This window comes from Streptomyces sp. NPDC058001, assembly GCF_042886315.1.
In the GTDB taxonomy this organism is placed as follows: domain Bacteria; phylum Actinomycetota; class Actinomycetes; order Streptomycetales; family Streptomycetaceae; genus Streptomyces.
The window spans coordinates 515905-536090 of the sequence record NZ_JBHVQT010000003.1; the positions used below are offsets into that span (position 1 = coordinate 515905).

Here is a 20186-nt window from a genome sequence, read left to right on the forward strand (position 1 = left end):
TTCCGCTCACGGCGCCGCGCCCGGTGGGGGTTCGAAAGCGGTCGGGAGGGAGCCGGGGGTGATCGGGGTGCGCTGGCCCGAACCCGCGACCGGCAGGCGTGCGCCGTCCATGGCCGGGTCGACGTAGCGCGCGAACCAGGCGTCCAGGCGGGCGGCGAGATCGATCCGGACGGCGTCGTGGGCCGGATCCGCCACGAGGTTGCGCTCCTCACCGGGATCCGCCGTCAGGTCGTACAGCTCGTGCGGGCCGTGCGGGTACCGGTGCACGTACTTGTGGTCACGGCTGCGGATCATCCTGACCGGCCCGTACTCGTCGTAGACGACGATCCGCTCCCGGTCCGCCCCCGCGGCCGGTTCCGTACCGGCGAGGATGTCCGCGAACGAACGGCCGGGCAGGTCCGGGTCGTCCGGGACATCGAGGCCGAGGTGGTCCACGAGCGTCGGCAACACGTCGTACTGCGACAACAGGGTGTCGCAGTGCGTGCCTTGGGGGATGCGGCCCGGCTGCGACATGAGGCACGGTACGAGGACGGAGCTGTCGTACATGTTCTGCGGGAAGGTGCCGTTGCCCTTGCCCCAGACGCCGTGGTGTCCCGCGTTGAAGCCGTTGTCGCTGGTGAAGATCACGAGCGTGGACTCGGTCAGGCCGAGCGCGTCGAGCCGTTCGAGTACCCGGCCGACGGCGGCGTCCATCGCGGTCGTCGCGGCGAAGTAGCCGATCAGGGCCGCGCGGATGTCACCCTCGCCGCCCACCGGCACGCCGTCCTCGTCGAGCGGCTGCCAGGGGTGCGGCGGGCCCTGCGGGCACGTGGTGAACGCGCAGTCCTCGTACAGATCGGTGTACTGCCGGGGGTGTTGGCCCTTCCACGGCTTGTGCGGCGCCGTGAAGTGCACCGACAGATGGAAGGGTTCCGGGCGGTCGGACTCGGCACTGAGGAAATCGACGGCGTCGTCGGCGAGGGCGTCCGTGAGATAGCGGGGCTCCTCGGTGCGGGTGGCGTCGCGGTACATCGGGGCCCCGTAGTACGGGCCGCCGCCGCTCTCGTGCGCGTACCAGTGCACGAACCCCTTGCGCGGGCGGTCGTTGGCGCCGAGGTGCCATTTGCCGCTGAGTCCCAGTCGGTAGCCCGCGTCCGCGAACAGGTCCGTGAACAGGGTCCGTCCGGCCAGGAAGTCGATGCCGGTGCGGCCCGCGTGATGGTACGAGAGCCAGTCGTGCACCCCGTGCTGGGACGGCAGTTCGCCGGTGAACAGGGAGGCACGGGCCGGCGAGCAGACCGGCGAGGTACAGAAGAAACGGCTGAAGCGGACACCGCGAGCCGCGAGCGCGTCGAGGTACGGGGTATGTATCTCGTCGTTGCCGGCGCACCCCATCGCCCACTGCCCCTGATCGTCGGACAGGATCAACAGGACGTTCGGACGACCGGGGTCGCGGCTGGCCATGCGGGCTCCAAGGGGTGGGGCGGGCGGCTACGAGTGGTTCGGGTAGCCGACTCCGATGATCCACAGCGGATAGACACCGGGTCAACGGGTCGTCCGCTGCCGCTGTTTCACCTCGACCAGGGCCCCTGGAAGCACCCGGTCATCAGGCGTAGTGCCGGTAGATCGCCGACGCCACACACGCCGGCTTCTCCGCTCCCTCCACCTCGATCGTGAACGACAGCCGCATCTCGACTCCATTTCCCCGCACCTCTTGGACCCCGTCGACGGTGCCTTGCAGCCGAATCTTGGCGCCTACCTTCACCGGAAGCGGGAAACGCACCTTGTCCAGGCCGTAGTTGATGCTCATCGACATGCCCTCGACCGCGAGCAGATCGGTGAAGAGCGGGATGATCAGGGACAGCGTCAGATAGCCGTGGGCGATCGGGGCGCCGAAGGGACCGGCCGCCGCCCGTGCCGGGTCGACATGGATCCACTGGTGGTCCCCGGTCGCGTCCGCGAAGGTGTTCACCCGGTCCTGGGTGATCTCCAGCCAGTCGGTACGGCCGAGATCGGCGCCGGTGAGAGCCTTGATCTCATCGAGTCCGGTCACGGTGCGCAGGGCGTCGGTCATACGGGGTCTCCCGAATAGGCTGTACGGATCAGGGGTTTGAGGAGTTTGCCGGTGCCGGAGCGCGGCAACTCGTCGGCGAAGACGACGGACTTGGGGATCTTGTAGCGGGCCAGTCGGCCGTCAAGGGAGGCGAGGAGGGCGTCGGCCGACACGTCGACGCCGGGTACGAGCACCACGACCGCCCGCCCCACCTCGCCCCATCGCGCGTCCGGAACCCCGATCACGGCGCAGTCCGCGACGGCCGGATGGTCGTGCAGGACCTTCTCGACCTCGGCGGGATAGATGTTCTCGCCGCCGGAGATGATCAGGTCCTTCACGCGGTCCACGATGGTGAGGTAGCCGTCCTCGTCGGCGACCGCCACATCGCCCGTGCGGAACCACCCGTCCGTGAACGCCGCGTCGGTGGCGTCCGGCAGCCCCCAGTAGCCGGCCATCACCTGGGGCCCCTCGGTGATCAACTCACCGCGCTCAATGTCGTTCCCGTCCGGGTCGACGATCCGTACATCGCCGAAGAAGTGCGGCACTCCCGCACTGCCCGCCTTGCTCCGCGCGTTGTCCGCGTCGAGCAGACACACACCGGGCGACGCCTCCGTCATGCCGTACCCCTGGACGAACCGCAGGCCCCGCTCCTCGTACGCGCGGATCAGCGACAGGGGGACCGGTGCTCCGCCGCACATCATCCGGCGTACGGACGACAGGTCGGCGTCGGGGAACCGTGGCTCGGCGGCGATCCGCTGGAACATCGCTGGGACACCGAACATGACGGTCACCCGGTGCCGTTCCACCAGGTCAAGGGTGCGGGACGGCGAGAAGGACTCCTCCAGGACGAGTGTGCCGCCCTTGAGGAACGTGGGCAGACAGGTCATGTTGAGCGCGGCCGTGTGGAACATGGGGGCGGACAGCAGGGTGACCTCGTCGGACGCGAAGTCGCCGTCCACCAGGGTGTTGACGCTGTTCCAGGTCAGGTTGGCGTGACTCAGCACGGCACCCTTGGCGCGGCCCGTCGTACCGGACGTATACATGATCATGGCGCGGTCTTCGAGGGCGACCGACTCATCCAGTACGGCCTCGCTCCCACCGTCGCGGAGGGCACGCTCGTACGTGGCGTCGACCGCGACGGTCCTGCCGGCACCGCAGGCCGTGGCGAACTCGTTGAAGTCCGTGGTGTGTACGAGCAGCGACACATCGGAGTCGGCGAGGCAGTGCGTCAACTCGGGTGCGGCGAGGCGGGTGTTGAGCGGAACGAAGACCGCGCCGAGGCGGAGCGTCGCGAACAGGGTCTCCAGAAAGGCCGGGTGGTTGGGCCCAAGGAAGGCGACCCGGTCACCGCGCCGCACCCCGAGCGCTAGCAGATGACGGGCGAGCCGGGTGGTGCGGTCATGGAGCTGTGCGTAGGTGTACGAGGCGTCCTGGTGGACGACCGCGGTGCGGTGCGGGGTCTTGCGGGCGCGTCGTGCGGTCCAGGATCCGATGCCGTGATCGCGCATTGCGGAAGCTCCTTTGCGTCCCTGGGTGCGATGGCCGGCGGGTCACTCCTCGGTGAGTCCCAGGAGGCGGGCCGCGTTCTCCTTGAGGATCAGGGGTCTGACCTCGTCCTTGACGGGCAGTGCGGCGAAGTCTCTCAGCCACCGGTCGGGCGTGAGCAGCGGATAGTCCGTGCCGAACAGCACCTTGTCCTTGAGCAGCGTGTTCGCGTACTGGACGAGCTGTGGCGGGAAGTACTTCGGTGACCAGCCCGACAGGTCGATGTACACCCGCGGCTTGTGTGTGGCGACGGACAGGGCCTCGTCCTGCCAGGGGAAGGACGGATGGGCCAGCACGATCGACAGGTCCGGGAAGTCGGCGGCCACATCGTCCACGTACAGCGGGTTGGAGTACTTGAGGCGGATGCCGCCGCCTCCGGGCGCGCCGGCGCCTATGCCGGTCTGGCCGGTGTGGAAGACGGCGATGGCACCGGCTTCCTGGATCGCCTCGTACAGGACGTACGCGGCACGGTCGTTCGGGTAGAACGCCTGCACATTGGGATGGAACTTGAAGCCCTTGACGCCGAAGTCCCTTACCAGACGATGGACTTCCTTCGCGCCCGCCTTCCCCTTGGCCGGGTCGATCGAGGCGAACGGGATGATCACATCCGGGTTCTCGGCCGCCGCCTCGGCGATCTCCTCGTTCGGTACGGGCGGTGTCCCAGTCGCCGCCTCCGCGTCCACGGTGAACACCACGCAGGCCATGTGCCGTTCGCGGTAGTGGGCCGCGATCTCCGGGAGCGTGGGCTTGCGGTGGCGGCCATCCACCTTGAAGTACGTGGTCGACGCCTCCTCCAACTCGGCGGAGAGCGAGCCCTGCCCGCGCGAGGAGACCTCGGCGTGGGTGTGCATGTCGATCGCGGCGAGCGCGCCGACGTCCAGGCCGGTCATGGGAATCCTTTCTACAGAGTCCGGTCTCCGAAGGCCGGGTCACCGGGGCGTACGAAGACTGGGCCCGACAGAGGTCCGGTCCTGCGGCCTGCGGTGCTACAGCGTCGGTGCGGGAATGCCGTACGACTCCGGCCGGCCGCCCACCGAGGTCGGCCAGACCGCGGCGATACGGTCCGCCGACCAGCCGCCGTCGGTGTAGGCCGCGGTGATCTCCTGCGGATGCGACCAGAGCGACAGCTTGTCGCCGCCGATGCCGACACACTGGCCCGTGACCCCGGCGGACGCGTCGGACGCGAGGAACACCACCAGACCCGCGCAGTCCTCGGCGGTCCCGAAGGCGAGCCCCTTGCGCAGCGTGTCGGGAAACGGCGTGCCGTCCCGCTCGTACGCCTCGATGTACGGCGCGAACAGGGGAATCGTCTTCGTCATCTCGGTCGCCGCGTTGGGCACGACGGCGTTCACGGTGATGCCCGCCTTCGCCAGCTCCATGGCCCAGGTCCGCACCATCGCGGCGATCCCCGCCTTCGCCGCCGCGTAGTTGGTCTGCCCGAAGTTGCCGCGCTGCCCGGCCGGGGAACCGGCGACGACGATACGTCCGCCCTCATCCTGCTCCCGCATCCGGACCGCGGCGGCCCTGGCGCAGGTGAACGTGCCCCGGAGATGGACGTGTTGGACGGTGTCGAAGTCGTCGTCGGACATCTTCCAGAGCACCCGGTCGCGCAGCACACCCGCGTTGGTCACCATGACGTCGAGCCGGCCGAACGCGTCGACCGCCCGGTCCACCAGGGCCTGCGCCGCCTCGGCGGTGCCGACGGCGACCGGTTCGGCGACGGCCCGGCCGCCGTCCTCGGTGATCTGCTTCACCGCTGCTCGCGCCGCGTCGGCGTCCACGTCGTTGACGACGACGCCCGCGCCGGCACCGGCGAGCGCACGGACATAGGCGAGGCCCAGGCCGCGTCCGCCACCGGTGACGACGGCTGCCTTGCCGGTGAGGTTCATGGGTGTGTCTCCTCTGCGAAGGAAGGAGGGCGGGGCCTGGGCGCCGGACGTGCGGCGGGAGCCCCTCGATCTGCCGCGACGTTATGCAGATCTATTGCGTCGGTCAAGAGAGTGCGCAACATTGGTCCGGCTACAGTGCACCGATCAGGGGCCGTGAGGGGGAGTCATGGGTGACGTGAGTACGCGTCAGGAAGAGCGGGGGACCGGCGGGGACGAGGTGGCGCCGCGACCGCAGTCGCTGATGCTCACCTTCCTCGGCAACTTCGTCCTCGGCGGCGACGTGTGCGTGTACTCCGGCAGCGTCATCGAGGTCTTCGGACGGGCCGGTATCGGCGAACACGCCACCCGCTCCACCCTGACGCGGATGGTCAACCGCGGTCTGCTCCAGCGCCGTCGCGAGGGCCGCCGGATGTACTTCGGCCTCACCGAACGTGCCTCCGCGATCCTGCGCGACGGCGAGTACCGCGTCTGGCGGCGGGGCGCCGTCAACGACCACTGGGACGGCAGTTGGACCCTCCTCGCCTTCTCGCTGCCCGAGTCCTCGCAGCGTCAGCGCCACGACCTGCGCTCCCAACTCACCTGGGCCGGCTTCGGACCGCTGATCGGCGGACTGTGGATCGCACCCGGCACGGCCGACGTCACGTCGATCACCGAGGACCCGGAACTCGGCCCGTACGTCCGGGTGTTCCGTTCCACAGCCGATCCCGCGACCGACATCGACCGCATGGTCCACGACACCTGGGACCTGGCGACCACGAGCGCCGGATACACGGCCTTCCGTGACCGGTGGGCGGCTTTCGCCGACGGTCATGGCGGACCCGGGCCGGACGCCCTCTCCGTCAAACTGCGGCTGCTCACCGAATGGCTCCAGATCGTCCGCGCCGACCCCCACCTCCCGGTGCGGCACCTGCCCGCCGACTGGCCCGCCGCCTCGGCCGAGGACGTGTTCCGGCGGGCCGACGCCCGGGTCGACGCCCCCGCCCGCGCACTCGCCGCCGAACTCCTGGAAACCGTGCCGCACCCCGCACAGCCGGTAACGCACCCCGCACCGACCCCCGTACAGGAACACTCGCCGAAGTCTTGACTGCCGTCGTGACCCTGCCTAGCTTTCCCTCGATGGGTCCGGATTGAGGTGCCCTAATCGAGGCACACCGATCTCCGCAGATCGGACGCGACCACTGCAGCACCAAAGCACAACCAGGGCACATCCCGGCACGTCCAGGGCAAGGAGGCCCCCATGCAGCACAGCCCGGTCGCGTCGGCCGCACCGGCGAATCCGTCCGTGACGGCGAGGGCCTTACAGGTGTTGGAGTCCTTCACGACCGCCCACCCCGTCCTCCGCCTCGCCGACATCTCCCGGCACGCCGGACTGCCCCTCACCACCACCCACCGACTGGTCAAGGAACTCACCGACTGGGGCGCGCTGGAGCGCGACCCCGACGGCGGGTACCGCATCGGCCTGCGCCTGTGGGAGATCGCCTCGCTCGCGCCCCGTGGGCTCGGCCTGCGCGAAGTGGCCCTGCCCCACCTCTCCGATCTGTGCCACCTCACCCGCGAGAACGTCCAACTCGCCGTCAGGGAAGACCTGTCCGTCGTCTACGTCGAACGCCTCGCGGGCAGACGCGCGGTCCGGGTACTGACACGTGTCGGTGGCCGATTCGACCTCACCCCCACCGGAGTCGGCCTCGTCCTGCTCGCCCACGCACCCCGGGATGTCCAGGAACGCGCCCTCGCCCAGCCCCTGGTCCGGCACACCGCACGCACCCTCACCACCCCGCACGACGTGCGCCGCGCGCTGGCCGAGGTCCGCCGCACCGGTGTCGCCGTCAGCGACCGCCAGGTGACGATGGACGCGGTGTCCGTCGCCGCCCCGGTCCATGGACCCGGCAACACCGTGGTCGCCGCGGTCTCCGTCGTCGCGCACGCCGACACCGTGCGACCGCACGCCCTGGCCCCGCTGGTCCAACTCGTGGCGCGGGACATCTCACGTGCGTTGGGCGCCGACCTCGCGCCAGTTCCAGCGGGCGCGGCGGTCGACGCGGCGCCCGCCACCTGCCTCGTCGCGGGCAGAGCACCCGACACGACCCATCCCTGGCCACCATGACCGACCGCACCCGCCTGCCCGCCACCGACCGCGCCCGCCCCACGTCCCAGCTCGGCAACCTGGACCTCAACCTCCTGGTGACCCTGCGCGCGCTGTTCCGCGAGCGCAATGTCACCCGGGCCGCCCGGCGCCTCGGCGTCACCCAACCCGCCGTCAGCGCCGCACTGTCCCGGCTGCGCCGGCACTTCGGCGACGAACTGCTCGTACGCGTCCAGGGCGCCTATGTCCTGACCCCGCTCGCCACCCAGGTGTCCGGACAGGTCGAGACCGTGTGCGCCGCCGCCGAGCGGCTGTTCGCGACCGGCAGCGCCTTCGAACCGGCCGCCTCACGGCGCGAGTTCACCCTGCTCATGGCCGACTACCCGGCGACCGTCCTCGGTCCCGTACTGTCCCGGCTCTTCGCCGACGAGGCCCCGCACGCGTCCCTGCACCTCCAGCTCGTACGGGAGACACTCGGCCGCGATGTGGTCGAGACGATCTCCCTGGTGGACGGCATGGTGTCGCCGCCGCTCGGCCACTTCCGTACCCCCGGCGTGACGTCCCGGCCGCTGTTCGAGGACCGCTGGGTCTGTCTGGTCTCGGAGGGGCATCCGCTGGCCGCCGCCGAGTCCTTCGGCGTGGCCGACCTCGCGGGGCAACCCTGGGTGGTGCCCTACCACCGGGACGACGGCTATCCCTCGGCCGCTCCGGCGACCCGTCAGCTCAGCGCCCTCGGTATCCGCCCGCACATCGCCGTACGTGTCGAGAGCTACCGTGCCGTCCCCGACTTCGTCGCCGGTACCCGGCGCGTCGCCCTCGTGCCGGACCGGCTCGTCGCCGCGCTCCCGGGTACCCATGGGCTGCTGACCCTGGACTGCCCCGTCCCGCTGGACCCGCTCGCCGAACACCTGTGGTGGGACTCTGGCCGCGACGAGGACCCCGCGCACTGCTGGCTACGGGACCTGGTGGCACGGGCCGCCGCCGGACTCGGCCCCTGAGAGGACCCGTGGCACGGCGGTCCCTCCGAGGGGTCCCTCCACGCGGCCCTTTTTCGCGGTCCCTGCCATAAACGGCGTTGATACCCCGTAGTCAAACGCTCTATTGACCTGGGCATTCCCCCCGGGTCCCCCGGCTTCCTACTGTGCCCGGCAGGCCGCGAGAGAGCCGTCCGCGCCGCCGCACCCCGTCTCGCCCCGCACAGGAGGCAGCCATGCCGCATGCCCTGACCGAGCTGAAGGTCCACACCGTCACCAAACCCGTCGGCACCGTGAGCCACCCGCTGAGCGCCGACGTCTGCGTCGTGGGTGCCGGTGTCGCGGGGCTGTCCGCCGCGATCGAGTCGGCCCGTCTGGGGCGTGACGTCGTCCTGGTCGACAGCCTGCCAGTGCTCGGCGGCCAGATGGTCAACTCCCTCATCGGCCTGTTCTGCGGAGTGTTCGGCAACGGCCCCGCCTACCGCCGACTCACCCGCGGCATCTTCGACGACATCCTCACCGACCTGGAACGCTCCGGGGACCTGCACTACAACCGGGGCCACACCGTCACCGTCACCTACGACGAGGTGGCGCTGGGCCGCTGGATCGAACGCCGCGTCCGCGACCTCGGCATCCGCGTCGTCCTCGGCGCCTCCCTCACCGATGTGACCCGCGAAGGCCGCCGGATCACCGACGCCACCTTCGCCACCCGCTACGGCACCGTCCGGGTCACCGCGCCCGGCTTTGTGGACGCCTCCGGTGACGCGGCCCTCGCCTGGGAGGCCGGACTGCCCTGCCGCTTGCCGGAACGGACCATCTACGGATCCCAGCAGATCGTCCTGGAGCACCTCGCCGAGGAGCACCAGCCCGGACGCGACGAACTCGCCGATCGCGTCCACGAGCGGGCCGACGCCTACGGACTGCCGCGCCGGGACGGCCTCGCGTTCTTCTTCCCGGGCCGGGGCACCGCCGTCCTCAACATGACCCACATCCCCGCCCCTCTCGACCCCGTCGAGGCGTCAGCGGCGCAGCTCGACGGACGTGAACAGGCCGACCGGGTCGTGGAGTTCCTGCGCGCCGAGTTCCCGAAGGCGTTCGGCGACGCCAGGGTCCGCGCCTACGGACTCCCCGGCCGCCGCCAGACCCGCTGGCTCAAGGGCGTTCACCAACTGTCCCTGGACGAGGTCCGCGCCGGCACCCGGTTCGACGACGCGGTGGCCCGTACCGCCTGGCCCGTCGAACTGCACGACCGGGCGGACGGCTATGTGTGGGAGACCTTCGACGCCGGCCACGTCCACTATGTGCCGCTCAGGTCCCTGCTCCCGCCCGACTGCGACAACCTCGTGGCCGCCGGGCGCTGCGCCGACGGGGACGCCGCCGCCCTGTCCAGCGTCCGCGTCATGGGACCCTGCGCCGCCATGGGCGCGGGCGCCGCGCACGCCCTCGATCTGGCCGGCCCGGACGGCACGGTCCACACCGTGGACCTCACCGCGCTCCGCGCCCGGCTCGCCCCCAACGTGGACGCCTGAGGAGGCCGTCACCATGACCGAACTCCACGGCACCGACCCGACCGAACTCCGCAGCAACTACCCGGTCGGCAGCTCCCTGTGGGCCGTGCGGCGCGCCCAGTGGCGCGCCCTGGGACTCACCGACGAGGACATGGCCAAACCGAAGATCGCCATCGTCAACTCCTCGTCCCAGCTCGCCACTTGCTACAGCCATCTCGACGGAATCGCCGCCGCCGTGAAGGAGGCGATCGCCGAGGCCGGCGGCATCGGGTTCGAGATCCGCACGGTCGCGCCCAGCGACTTCATCCACAGCGCGGGCGGCCGGGGCGGCTACATCCTCTCCGCCCGCGATCTGATCACCCATGACATCGAGGCCGCGGTCGAGGGCGCCCAGCTCGACGGCATGGTGTGTCTCGCCTCCTGCGACAAGACCGCGCCGGGGCAACTGATGGCGGCGGCCCGGCTGAACCTGCCCACGGTGATCGTCGGCTGCGGCTACCAGCCCTGCGGCACCTTCGCCGGACGGCACTGCGACATCGAGGACGTGTTCCTCGGCGCCGGGCACCACGCCCAGGGCCGTATCGGACTAGACGAGTTGACCGGCATGAGCGAGAACGCCGTCGCCGGGCCCGGAGTCTGCGCGGGCATGGGCACCGCGAACTCCATGCACATCGCCTGCGAAGCCCTCGGCATGGCGCTGCCCGGCTCCACACCCATACTCGCCGACAGCCCCCGTATGTGGGCGGACGCGCGCGCCGCCGGACGCCGGATCGTCGGTCTCGTCCACGAGGACCTGCGCCCGCGCACCCTGCTCACCCGGGACGCGTTCACCAACGCGGTGACCGTGATGCTCGCCGTCAGCGCGTCCATCAACTCCGTGAAACACCTCCAGGCGATCGCCGAGGAGGCCGGAACCGGGATCGACGTGTACCGACTGTACGAAGAACTCGCCGACCGCGTGCCCCTGTTGACGGCGATACGCCCCAACGGGCCATACAGCATCGAGGAGTTCGAGGCGGCCGGGGGAGCGGCGGCCGTCATGCGGGAGCTGCGCCCCCTCCTGCACACCGACGCCGTGACGGTCACCGGCCGCACCCTCGGCGACGAACTCACGGCCGGTGAACTCACCGTCGGCGAAAGGGACGACGCACCCCGGCCCACCGGCGACTCCGAAGTCATCCGGCCCTTGGACCGCCCGCTCGGCCGCCGCCCCACGATCGTCCTCGTCCGCGGCACCCTCGCCCCGGCGACCGGCATCGTCAAACTCGCCGTCGACGAGGACCGTCCGACAGCCTTCAGCGGCCCCGCGAAGGTGTACGAGACACCGCAGGACGCCCTCGACGGACTGCGTGTCGGCGAGGTCCGGCCCGGCCAGGTGCTGGTGCTGCGCGGACTCGGACCCAAGGGCACCCCGGGCATGGGCATGGCGTCCCGGCCGGTCTTCGCACTCGACGGCGCCGGACTCACCGGAAAGGTCGCCGTCGTCACCGACGGGCAACTCTCCGGCCTCGTCAACAAAGGCATCGTCGTCGGCGAGGTCTCCCCGGAGGCCGCGGACGGCGGACCACTCGCCCTCGTACGGGACGGCGACACCATCTCCATCGACCTCGTCACCCGCCGCGCCGACCTCCTCGTACCCGACGACGTACTCGCGGCACGCGCGGCCGAGACCGCGCCCGGCCAGGACACCGACACGGCGACGGGCTGGCTGTCGGTGTACCGGCGCACCGTGCGTCCGCTCCAGGAAGGCGCCGTTCTCGTGCCCCGCGCCCCTGGGGAGCCCCTCACCGAAGAGCACACCGCTCCCACCGAAGGAGGACGGCCCGCGTGAAGCTCGACGACAGCGACAAGGCGATGCTCGACGGCGCCGAAGGCCCGGCCGTCGCCGCCGCGATGGACCTGCTCGTCCGCTACGGACAGGCTCTGGACGCCGAAGAACTCTGCGACGTCCGCAATGTCGCCGGCACCATGACCCAACCGTCACCGATCAAGGCCCGGCTCGTCCGCGAGGGCGGCTGGCACAAGGCGTACGCCGTCCTCAACCTGGACAGCGACGGCGACTTCACCATTCCCGACATGAAGGTGCCCACTTGCCAGCTCCAGCAGAGCTTCGGGCCCGACGCGGAAGGCATCGCGCCCTACCCGCCGGAACTTGTCACGCTCCAGTCCGACGCCGAGGCGTTCTACGGCCGCAAAGGCGTCAGCATCCTCGCCACCTGCACGCCCTATCAGGTCGGCAACATCCCCGTCCGGGGTGAACACCTCGCCTGGATGGAGTCGTCCGCCGTCGTCTACGCCAACTCCGTACTCGGCGCCCGCACCAACTGCGAGGGCACCGCGTCCACCGGCGCCGCCTCGCTCACCGGACGTATCCCCTGCTGGGGCAACCACCACGCCGCCAACCGGGTCGGCACCCATCACATCGACGTACGCACACCCGTCGGCGGCCCACTCGACTGGGGCATGCTCGGCTACTTCGCGGGCGACCTCGTCCAGGAGGAACGGCCCGTCGTCACCGGTGAGTTGGCCCAGCCGGACCTTCTCGACCTCAAGCACTTCGGGGCGGCGGCGGCCTCCTCGGGAGGTGTCGAGATCTACCACCTGCCCGGCATCACCCCTGAAGCACCCACCCTGGAAGCGGCGTTCGGCGGCCACCCGGTACCCGAGGCCGCCGTCTACGGCGCCCGCGAGCGTGCCGCCGTCTACGCGGACCTCAACTCGCAGGGCGACAGCACCGACGTCGACTTCGTCCTCCTCGGCTGCCCGCACGCCTCCCTGGACCAGGTCCGCGACACCGCCCGCCTCCTCGACGGCCGCCGCCTGGCCTCCGGTACGCAGCTGTGGCTGATGGTGCCGCGCGCGCTGCGCACCACGGCCGACCGCAACGGCTGGACGCAGATCATCGAGCGGGCCGGCGGCCGAGTGCTCACGGACTCGTGCCCCGCGATGTCCCGTTCCGCGCCGCCCGGCACCAAGGTCTTCGCCACCGATTCGGCGAAACAGGCCCACTACCTGCCCGCGATCCTCGGCATCGAGGCGTGGTTCGGCACGCTCGCCGACTGCGTCGACGCCGCCGTCACGGGCCGCTGGAAAGGAGAACTCCGTTGATCCCCGGCCCCGTTACTCCGCTCGTCCTGCACGGCCGTACCGTCGTCCCCGGCGTCGCCGAAGGCGAGGCCCTGGTGTCGTACGAGACGATCTCCGGCTGGGGCGGCATCGACCCGGCGCGTGGCATCGTCATCGAACGCCGACACCCGCTGTACGGGGTGTCCTTCGCCGGCAAGGTGCTGGTCTTCCCGGGGGCCAAGGGGTCGTCGGGCTGGGCCGGCTTCTTCCAGGCGACCCGACTCTCCGGCACCGCACCCCTCGCGCTGGTCTTCGTGACCACGACCTCCAAGGCCGCACTCGGCGCCGTCGTGACCCGCGTCCCCACCGTCACCGGGCTCGACCGGGACCCGCTGACGGTGATCCGCACCGGCGACCGGGTCCGCGTCGACGCCGACCACGGCACGGTCACGGTGTACCCGGCCGCCCCTGGGACTGCCCCGGCCCTGGAACCCACCCGCGAGTCCGCCGCACCAGAAGTCCCCGCCCCACCCGTCCCCGTACCAACTAGCGCCGCACCAACCGTCCCCGCCGCACCCGTCCCCACGGCATCCGTCCCCGTACCACCCGCTCGCGACTCCGCAACGACGAGGAGACGTCCATGACCGCCCCACCCGCCGTGCAGCTCGCCCCCATCGTCGAACGCCAGCGACCAGGCCGCAACTGGCTGCTGATGTACGGCGTCTGCTGCCTCGTCACCTTTCTCGACGGCTTCGACTTCCAGATCCTGTCCTTCGCCGCCACCTACATCAAGAAGGACTTCGACCTCACCGGCACCCAGCTCGGCACCCTCGGCACGGTCGGACTGTTCGGCACCATGATCGGTGCGCTGATCATGGGGTATCTGGCGGACCGTATCGGCCGCCGCCCCACCATCATCGTCTCGGTGGTCGGCTTCGGCGGATTCATGCTCGCCTTCGCCTACGCGGACAGCTACGCGCACCTGTTCGCCCTGCGGATCGCCTCCGGCATCTTCCTCGGCGGAGTCCTCCCGCTGACCTGGGCGCTCGCGGCGGAGTACGCGCCCAAGCGGTTCCGGGCCACGGGCGTCGCGATCATCATGGTCGGCTACACGCTCGGCGGCGCCGCCGGGGGACCGGTCTCCAACTGGCTGGTGCCCGAGCACGGTTGGCGGTCCGTGTTCGTGCTCGGCGGGGTCTGCTCGCTGCTGACGGTGGTGGCGATCTGGCTCTTCGTCCCCGAGTCGGTCCGCTTCCTCGCGCTGCGTGCCAAGCCCGGCAGCGACGAGCGGATCGCGGGCATCCTGCGCCGGCTTCAGCCGGGACTCTCCCTCGCCCCCGGCACCCGTTTCGTCACCGGCGATCCCCAAGAGGCCGCCGTGTCCAAGGGGTTCAGGCCGTCCGCCCTGTTCCGTGGCCCGCTGGCCGCCATCACGCCCCTGCTCTGGTCGGTGTATCTGCTGTCCTCGGCGCTGATCTACTTCATGGTCTTCTGGACGCCGATGATCAATGAGCGGATGGGCTTCAGCGTGAGCGCCGCCGCCACCATCGCCGCGGCGGCCAGTGTCGCGGGCGCGCTCGGGCAGCTCGCCATCAGCAGGTTCGTGGACCGCAAGGGCGCGGGCGTCATCCTGTGGATGCCCCTGTTCGCCGCGGCCTGCATGCTCACCCTCGGCCTCGGAGCGCTCGCCCCCGCGATGTACGTCGCCTTCATCATCAGCGCCAAGATGTTCGTCAACGGCGGCCACGGCGGCATCACCAGCATCGCCAGTACGTTCTACCCGACCGCGATCCGTGCCAACGGCGCCGCCTGGGCCTCGTCCGTCGCCAAGATCGGTGCGATGGTGGGTCCTTGGCTCGGCGGAGTCCTCCTCGACACCGGGATGGGTGCGCGGGGCGCCTTCACGGTCTTCGCGATCTGCCCCGTCCTGATGATCGCGCTGCTGTTCGGTCTCGGCCGGGCCCAGCGGCGGCTGCCGTCAGACGCCGAGGGCGCGCTCGTCACGGAGCCTCCGCCGGGGTCGGCGCCCGCCCCTCGTCCGGTGCCACAGCCCTGATGCTGCCCTGACACAGCCCTGACGCTGCCCTGACACAGCTCTGATCCGGGTCGGCGCCCCGCCTCGCGCCCCATGAGCGGTCGGCCTTCCGGTGAGCGGAAGACCCCCTGGGCGTGGGCGCCGCCTCGCAGCACCCTGGACACCGTCCCTCCCGACCCGGCACCGGAAACCCGTACAGCGTAAGGGAGTTGAGCCACCCGATGACCAACGCGACCAACGCGACCGACGCGACCACCACGACATCGCCGTACTTCGCCCGCAACCAGTGGTACGTGGCCGCCTACGGCACCGAGATCGGGCGTGACCTGTTCACGCGGACCGTGTGCGGCGAGTCCATCCTGTTCTGGCGGACCGGGGCCGGCGAGGTGACCGCCATGGCCGACCGCTGCGTCCACCGCCGTTTTCCGCTGTCCGAGGAGCCGAGCCGCCTCGACGGGGATACCGTGGTCTGCGGGTACCACGGCTTCACGTACGGCGCCGACGGTGTCTGCGTCAGCGTCCCCGGCCAGAAACGGGTCCCCCGTACGGCCCGACTGACGACGTACGCCGTCAAGGAGCAGGACTCTTTCGTCTGGGTCTGGATCGGGGACCGTGACCGGGCCGACGAGAGCCTGATCCCGCGCGCGCCCTGGCTGGACTCGGAGCGCCACACCACCGTGTGCGGCATGGAGCCGCTGGCCGCCCGGTACGGACTGCTCGTGGACAACCTTCTCGACCTCTCGCACGAGACGTATCTGCACGGCGGCTACATCGGCACCCCCGAGGTCGCCGAGACACCCATTACCACCGAGGTCGACGACGCGGCGGGGGTCGTGCATGTCAGTCGGCACATGGACGACGCGGCCTGCCCGCCGTTCTACGCCAAGTCCACCGGCATCGAGGGCCGTATCACCCGCTGGCAGGACATCGAGTACCACGCGCCCTGCCTCTACCTGCTCCACTCGCGTATCGCACCCGTCGGCACCCCCGACCCCGCCGCCGACGGCAGCGACCCGGACGCCTTCCACGTCGAGGTCGTCTACGCCATCACTCCGGAGACCGAGCATTCCACGCACGACTTCTGGGCCGTCGCCCGCGACTTCGCCCTCGGCGACGAGGAGGTCTCCGCGTTCCTGGCACAGAACAACCGGACCGTCGTCCTCCAGGACGTGGTGGCCCTGGACAAGCTGGAGACCGTCATCGCCTCCGAACCCGAGGGCACCCAGGAGCTGTCCATCAACATCGACACCGGTGGTCTGGCCGCCCGGCGCATCCTGAAGCGGCTGGTCGAGGAGGGCGTCGCGACGGGAACGGCGGCCCCGCGTTGAACCCGAACCGGATGCTCCGAGGTGGCACCGTCCACCGGGTCGTCTGGATTCCCGGGAGCGATCGGCTGCGCGGCTGGTGCTGGTGCGGCGAGTCACGCGAGAGCGACGGCCCGGAGGAGCTGTGGGAATGGCTGCTGGCCCACCCTGAGCGCCATCCCCGCGCCGACGCGGCGCCCGACCCGGCGCCCCAGCCGGACCCGCGCGTACTCGTCGGCACCTGAGACACCCGAACACCCAAACACCCAAACACCCAACCACCCGAAGCTTTCGCACCGTTCCGCCCGTGACGCCGGAGGACCACCGATGACCAGCACGGACCCTGCGCCCGAGGCCGAACTCACCCTCGTCGTGGTCCGCCGTACCGACGAGGCCGACGGTGTCGTCTCGCTCGTCCTGCGGCGGCCCGACGGCGGCGACCTGCCGGTCTGGGAGCCCGGCGCCCATGTCGACCTGCTGCTCGACGTGCGGGACGCACCCGCCGGGGATGCCGGGCGGTCCGGGCCCGAGGGACTGACCCGCCAGTACTCGCTCTGCTCGTCGCCGGGCGACCGCGGGGCCTGGCGGATCGCGGTCCTGCGGGAGCCGGCGGGGCGCGGCGGCTCGGCCCACGTACACGACAGGCTCGCCGAAGGTGACACCGTCCGCGTCCGTGGCCCCCGCAACCACTTCGCGCTGGAGCCGTCCCCCACGTACCTCTTCCTCGCGGGAGGCATCGGGATCACCCCGCTGGTCCCGATGCTGGCGGAGGCCGAACGGCACGGCCGCGCCTGGCAACTGGTCTACGGGGGCCGTGGCCTCGCCTCCATGGCCTTCCGCGAGGAACTGCGGAGCCGCTACGGGGACCGGGTGCGGCTCTGGCCCGAGGAGACGCGGGGTCTGATCGACCTGGAGTCGCTCCTCGGCACTCCCAGCCCCGGCACACTCGTGTACTGCTGCGGGCCCGAACCCCTCCTGAGAGCGGTCGAGGAAGCGTGCCGGAAGTGGCCGGAGGGCGCGTTGCACGTGGAGCGGTTCACACCGAGGGAACAGACCGCGCCCGTGCTGGACGGAACCTTCGAGATCGACCTCGCCCGTACCGGAATCACCCTCGCCGTACCGCCCGACACCTCCGTGCTCGACGTGGTCGAGGCGGCCGGTGTCCAGGTCCTCACGTCCTGCCGCGAGGGCACCTGCGGCACCTGCGAGACGGAGGTCCTGGCGGGCGAGATCGACCACCGCGACTCCCTCCTCACCGTGGCCGAACGGGCCGCGAACGACACCATGATGATCTGCGTGTCCCGGGCCGCCTGCCCGAAACTGGTCCTCGACCTGTGACACCCCACCCGCCGGCACCGACCTCCGAGTGCGCCACCCGGCACCTCCGAACGGCCCTCTCCTGTAGCGGCCGGAACGAATCCGCTCTCCAGTAGGAAGCGTGGGGTCCAATCCCGCGCGGCGGCGCATGACGCCGGCGCGCCGGGTACGCGTCCCGCATTTCCCCGCTCGGCCCACGACGGGCCGGGCCCCTGATGAAGGAGAGTTCCATGCCGCGTGGTGCGAGCCCCAAGCGGGAGCGACAGTTCGAGCACATCAAGGAGAGCGCCGAGAAGCGTGGCGCCTCCATGGGACGGGCGCAGGAGATGGCGGCCCGTACCGTCAACAAGGAGCGGGCGCGGGCCGGCGAGTCGACGACGGCGAGCCGGACCTCTGTTCGGGACCCGAAGTCGGCGCCGCAGCGCGGCGGCCAGCGTTCCCACACCGGCGCCCAGGGACCCACGAAGGACCAGCTGTACGCCGAGGCGAAGAAGCGCAACGTCGAGGGTAGGTCCACGATGACCAAGCAGCAGTTGGCCAGGGCCCTGGGCCGCTGACCTCATTCCCCGCGGCGGGGCTGAGACGTGGCCGGTGCGGGCCACTCAGCGCGGTCGCGGGTCGAAGCGCGCGGCGACCGCCTGCTCCAGCGTGAGGCCGCTCGCGTCGTCGTCGGGTTCCAGGAAGGCATGGACCACGGCGAGCGCGACGGTTCCCATGAGGGAGCGGCGGTTGTCGTGGTCGACGACACCGGCGCCCGGGTCGCCGATGGCCCGTAGGGTCATCCCGTCGGTGGTCGCCGAGAGCGCGTTCGCCAGGTCGTCGAGGGTAAGGCCGGGACGCAGGCGCAGACCGCGCTCCCGCAGGACGGCGGCGTACAACTCCTTCCATGAGCCGAGGTAGTCCTCGTACATGGCGGACACCGCCCGCGCGATTTCCTCGTCCCCTTCGGCGGCGGTCATCAGGGCCAGGCCGAGCCGGACGGACGGCTTGGCGGCCCCCTCGGCGGTGTGCTGGTACGCCATGTCGTGCACGGCTCGCGCGAAGTCCGGACCGTGCACCAGCTTCCTGATGTTCGCGCCGCGCTGCTCCCGGTACTCCGGCCGGTAATTCTCCCGCCACACCGCGAAGTTGATGAGGTCGGCGACGAACTCCGACTGCGCGCTCCAGCGGTCCCGCAGCGCGGCGACGCTCCCCTGGCGGGGGAAGGGCCGGGGGTTGTTGGTGACCTCGGCGGCGACCGCGCGCTGTGAGAGGAAACTGAGCAGAGGCCGCTCACCGTTCGCTCCACGTTGCGCACCGGGCCCCAGATGGCGCCCGAGCAGCCGCATCCCGGCGGCCAGATACGAGGCCGTGACGGGGTCGTTCGCGAGCCGGGTACGGAACGGTCGGGTACGGCGGTTGAGGTGGTGCAGTACGCCGGACAGGTCCCGGTCGTAGGGGTACGGGAGATCGCGTTTCGGGGACCTGCCGCGCGGGGGCGGCGGCTCATTCACGGAGGACATGCGGGCATACTTCCCCGCCTCGCGCCCGACCGACAGGGGCGCACCCGCGCGGAACTTGTACCGCGCGACTGCGGGGCAGCGGAGCGCCCAACTGCCGGGATACACCGGAGTCTCGTTCCGCGACTGACGAAGGTGTGATCGACGATGCCCAACACCGATATCGGCGGCGCGGCGTGGGCCCTGGCCTCCGTCGCCGTCAGCAGGACCCTGATCCGACTGACCCTCTGCGCCCTGGCGGTCCACGCGGCCCGCAAGGCACTCGACCCGACACCGAACACAAAAACCGCCGCCCGAGTCCGAGCCCACCGACTCGCGATCCTACGAGCCCTCCTCAACACCCTGAAACCACCGAGGCGTTGAAGCCATGACCTGCGGATTCACTGATCTAGACTTACGCGCTGATTCGATGACGGGCCACGTGCCCTGAAAGAGAAGAGACGATCATGACGTATCCAGAGCCCCATTACCTTGGTGAGAAGGGCGAGTTGAGTGCGACGTATCGTCCGGTGGGGCGCAGTCCCGAGTTGGTGTACCCGGGGGGTACCACCGTGCGCTATCTCGCCCAAGGCGCCACCACGAACGGTCAGTTCGGGCTCTATCGGTGGGAGATGGGTCCCGAGCCCAGCGGTCCGGATCCGCATTTCCACCGGTCGATCTCGGAGTCGTTCTACATCCTCGAAGGAACCATCCGGATCTACGACGGCACCCGCTGGATCGACGCCACCCCGGGGGACTTCGTGCACGTACCCGAGGGCGGCGTGCACGCGTTCCGTAACGAGTCCGGCGAACCCGCGTCGATGCTGCTGCACTTCGCGCCCGGCGCACCTCGCGAGGGCTACTTCGAGGGCCTGCTCGAACTGGGCGGGAAGAGCGAGGAGGAACGGGCGGAGTTCTTCCTCCACCACGACACGTTCTGGCTCTGACCACGCCA

Annotated in this window: 20 protein-coding genes; 14 read left to right on the plus strand and 6 right to left on the minus strand. The window is 70.6% G+C overall.

The genetic code is table 11. The features are described from left to right. Positions 1-6: 6 nt before the first annotated feature. From ACFVT5_RS09040 to ACFVT5_RS09060, 5 genes are all read right to left on the minus strand, one after another. Positions 7-1443, minus strand: a complete 1437-nt coding sequence (locus ACFVT5_RS09040) for a sulfatase-like hydrolase/transferase (RefSeq protein ID WP_389883183.1) — start codon at positions 1441-1443, stop codon at positions 7-9. A 142-nt stretch (positions 1444-1585) separates the two neighbouring features. After that, positions 1586-2053, minus strand: a complete 468-nt coding sequence (locus ACFVT5_RS09045) for a MaoC family dehydratase (protein WP_389883186.1) — start codon at positions 2051-2053, stop codon at positions 1586-1588. Next, positions 2050-3540 carry a long-chain fatty acid--CoA ligase gene (locus tag ACFVT5_RS09050; RefSeq protein WP_389883189.1) on the minus strand — a complete coding sequence of 497 codons (1491 nt, stop codon included), beginning with the start codon at positions 3538-3540 and terminating at the stop codon, positions 2050-2052. Before ACFVT5_RS09050 ends, ACFVT5_RS09045 begins: the two co-directional genes overlap by 4 nt. A 42-nt stretch (positions 3541-3582) precedes the next feature. Then, on the minus strand, positions 3583-4467 hold the full coding sequence (locus ACFVT5_RS09055) for an amidohydrolase family protein (protein WP_389883192.1): 885 nt from the start codon (positions 4465-4467) through the stop codon (positions 3583-3585). 96 nt (positions 4468-4563) lie between these two features. Continuing rightward, positions 4564-5466 carry an SDR family NAD(P)-dependent oxidoreductase gene (locus ACFVT5_RS09060; RefSeq protein WP_389883195.1) on the minus strand — a complete coding sequence of 301 codons (903 nt, stop codon included), beginning with the start codon at positions 5464-5466 and terminating at the stop codon, positions 4564-4566. 175 nt (positions 5467-5641) lie between these two features. Between ACFVT5_RS09060 and ACFVT5_RS09065 the strand changes: the two genes are divergently transcribed. The 12 genes from ACFVT5_RS09065 to ACFVT5_RS09120 all read left to right on the plus strand — a co-directional run bounded on the left by ACFVT5_RS09065 (position 5642) and on the right by ACFVT5_RS09120 (position 18310). Then, complete coding sequence (locus ACFVT5_RS09065) at positions 5642-6550, plus strand: PaaX family transcriptional regulator C-terminal domain-containing protein (RefSeq protein ID WP_389883198.1); 909 nt, start codon at positions 5642-5644, stop codon at positions 6548-6550. Positions 6551-6703: 153 nt separating this feature from the next. Then, on the plus strand, positions 6704-7570 hold the full coding sequence (locus tag ACFVT5_RS09070; protein WP_389883201.1) for an IclR family transcriptional regulator: 867 nt from the start codon (positions 6704-6706) through the stop codon (positions 7568-7570). Further along, positions 7567-8547, plus strand: coding sequence for a LysR family transcriptional regulator (locus ACFVT5_RS09075; protein WP_389883204.1), 981 nt, complete (start codon positions 7567-7569; stop codon positions 8545-8547). Before ACFVT5_RS09070 ends, ACFVT5_RS09075 begins: the two co-directional genes overlap by 4 nt. Positions 8548-8759: 212 nt before the next feature. Next, the gene (locus ACFVT5_RS09080; RefSeq protein ID WP_389883207.1) at positions 8760-10052 is read left to right on the plus strand and encodes an FAD-dependent oxidoreductase; all 1293 of its coding nucleotides are present in this window, start codon (positions 8760-8762) and stop codon (positions 10050-10052) included. Positions 10053-10065: 13 nt separating this feature from the next. After that, the gene (locus ACFVT5_RS09085; protein ID WP_389883209.1) at positions 10066-11862 is read left to right on the plus strand and encodes a dihydroxy-acid dehydratase; all 1797 of its coding nucleotides are present in this window, start codon (positions 10066-10068) and stop codon (positions 11860-11862) included. After that, entirely contained in the window at positions 11859-13139 is a 1281-nt protein-coding gene (locus ACFVT5_RS09090; protein WP_389883212.1) for an aconitase X, read from the plus strand. The genes ACFVT5_RS09085 and ACFVT5_RS09090 overlap by 4 nt, the downstream gene beginning before the upstream one ends. After that, the gene (locus ACFVT5_RS09095; RefSeq protein ID WP_389883215.1) at positions 13136-13741 is read left to right on the plus strand and encodes an aconitase X swivel domain-containing protein; all 606 of its coding nucleotides are present in this window, start codon (positions 13136-13138) and stop codon (positions 13739-13741) included. The genes ACFVT5_RS09090 and ACFVT5_RS09095 overlap by 4 nt, the downstream gene beginning before the upstream one ends. Further along, a complete protein-coding gene (locus ACFVT5_RS09100; protein ID WP_389883217.1) occupies positions 13738-15153 on the plus strand; it encodes an MFS transporter in 1416 nt (471 codons plus the stop codon). Before ACFVT5_RS09095 ends, ACFVT5_RS09100 begins: the two co-directional genes overlap by 4 nt. A 200-nt stretch (positions 15154-15353) precedes the next feature. Further along, complete coding sequence (locus ACFVT5_RS09105) at positions 15354-16460, plus strand: aromatic ring-hydroxylating dioxygenase subunit alpha (RefSeq protein ID WP_389883220.1); 1107 nt, start codon at positions 15354-15356, stop codon at positions 16458-16460. An 11-nt stretch (positions 16461-16471) separates the two neighbouring features. Continuing rightward, positions 16472-16681 carry a hypothetical protein gene (locus ACFVT5_RS09110; protein ID WP_389883223.1) on the plus strand — a complete coding sequence of 70 codons (210 nt, stop codon included), beginning with the start codon at positions 16472-16474 and terminating at the stop codon, positions 16679-16681. An 82-nt stretch (positions 16682-16763) separates the two neighbouring features. Next, a complete protein-coding gene (locus tag ACFVT5_RS09115) occupies positions 16764-17774 on the plus strand; it encodes a PDR/VanB family oxidoreductase (RefSeq protein WP_389883226.1) in 1011 nt (336 codons plus the stop codon). Between the two features lie 209 nt (positions 17775-17983). Beyond that, on the plus strand, positions 17984-18310 hold the full coding sequence (locus tag ACFVT5_RS09120; RefSeq protein ID WP_389883228.1) for a plasmid stabilization protein: 327 nt from the start codon (positions 17984-17986) through the stop codon (positions 18308-18310). A gap of 45 nt (positions 18311-18355) precedes the next feature. Here ACFVT5_RS09120 and ACFVT5_RS09125 read toward each other — a convergent pair whose 3' ends face one another. Continuing rightward, positions 18356-19255, minus strand: coding sequence for a hypothetical protein (locus ACFVT5_RS09125; RefSeq protein ID WP_389883230.1), 900 nt, complete (start codon positions 19253-19255; stop codon positions 18356-18358). Between the two features lie 144 nt (positions 19256-19399). On the opposite strand from ACFVT5_RS09125, the gene ACFVT5_RS09130 reads away from it, so the two are divergent. Next, positions 19400-19615, plus strand: a complete 216-nt coding sequence (locus ACFVT5_RS09130) for a hypothetical protein (protein WP_389883233.1) — start codon at positions 19400-19402, stop codon at positions 19613-19615. Positions 19616-19740: 125 nt separating this feature from the next. Further along, positions 19741-20178, plus strand: a complete 438-nt coding sequence (locus tag ACFVT5_RS09135) for a cupin domain-containing protein (RefSeq protein ID WP_389883236.1) — start codon at positions 19741-19743, stop codon at positions 20176-20178. Positions 20179-20186 lie beyond the last annotated feature (8 nt).

What these genes read in the sequence shown, in the direction of transcription:
- ACFVT5_RS09040 (WP_389883183.1), bottom strand. Translation starts at nt 1,443, where the DNA reads ATGGCCAGCCGCGACCCCGGTCGTCCGAACGTCCTGTTGATCCTGTCC.
- ACFVT5_RS09045 (WP_389883186.1), bottom strand. Translation starts at nt 2,053, where the DNA reads ATGACCGACGCCCTGCGCACCGTGACCGGACTCGATGAGATCAAGGCT.
- ACFVT5_RS09050 (WP_389883189.1), bottom strand. Translation starts at nt 3,540, where the DNA reads ATGCGCGATCACGGCATCGGATCCTGGACCGCACGACGCGCCCGCAAG.
- ACFVT5_RS09055 (WP_389883192.1), bottom strand. Translation starts at nt 4,467, where the DNA reads ATGACCGGCCTGGACGTCGGCGCGCTCGCCGCGATCGACATGCACACC.
- ACFVT5_RS09060 (WP_389883195.1), bottom strand. Translation starts at nt 5,466, where the DNA reads ATGAACCTCACCGGCAAGGCAGCCGTCGTCACCGGTGGCGGACGCGGC.
- ACFVT5_RS09070 (WP_389883201.1), top strand. Translation starts at nt 6,704, where the DNA reads ATGCAGCACAGCCCGGTCGCGTCGGCCGCACCGGCGAATCCGTCCGTG.
- ACFVT5_RS09075 (WP_389883204.1), top strand. Translation starts at nt 7,567, where the DNA reads ATGACCGACCGCACCCGCCTGCCCGCCACCGACCGCGCCCGCCCCACG.
- ACFVT5_RS09080 (WP_389883207.1), top strand. Translation starts at nt 8,760, where the DNA reads ATGCCGCATGCCCTGACCGAGCTGAAGGTCCACACCGTCACCAAACCC.
- ACFVT5_RS09085 (WP_389883209.1), top strand. Translation starts at nt 10,066, where the DNA reads ATGACCGAACTCCACGGCACCGACCCGACCGAACTCCGCAGCAACTAC.
- ACFVT5_RS09100 (WP_389883217.1), top strand. Translation starts at nt 13,738, where the DNA reads ATGACCGCCCCACCCGCCGTGCAGCTCGCCCCCATCGTCGAACGCCAG.
- ACFVT5_RS09105 (WP_389883220.1), top strand. Translation starts at nt 15,354, where the DNA reads ATGACCAACGCGACCAACGCGACCGACGCGACCACCACGACATCGCCG.
- ACFVT5_RS09110 (WP_389883223.1), top strand. Translation starts at nt 16,472, where the DNA reads ATGCTCCGAGGTGGCACCGTCCACCGGGTCGTCTGGATTCCCGGGAGC.
- ACFVT5_RS09115 (WP_389883226.1), top strand. Translation starts at nt 16,764, where the DNA reads ATGACCAGCACGGACCCTGCGCCCGAGGCCGAACTCACCCTCGTCGTG.
- ACFVT5_RS09120 (WP_389883228.1), top strand. Translation starts at nt 17,984, where the DNA reads ATGCCGCGTGGTGCGAGCCCCAAGCGGGAGCGACAGTTCGAGCACATC.
- ACFVT5_RS09125 (WP_389883230.1), bottom strand. Translation starts at nt 19,255, where the DNA reads ATGTCCTCCGTGAATGAGCCGCCGCCCCCGCGCGGCAGGTCCCCGAAA.
- ACFVT5_RS09130 (WP_389883233.1), top strand. Translation starts at nt 19,400, where the DNA reads ATGCCCAACACCGATATCGGCGGCGCGGCGTGGGCCCTGGCCTCCGTC.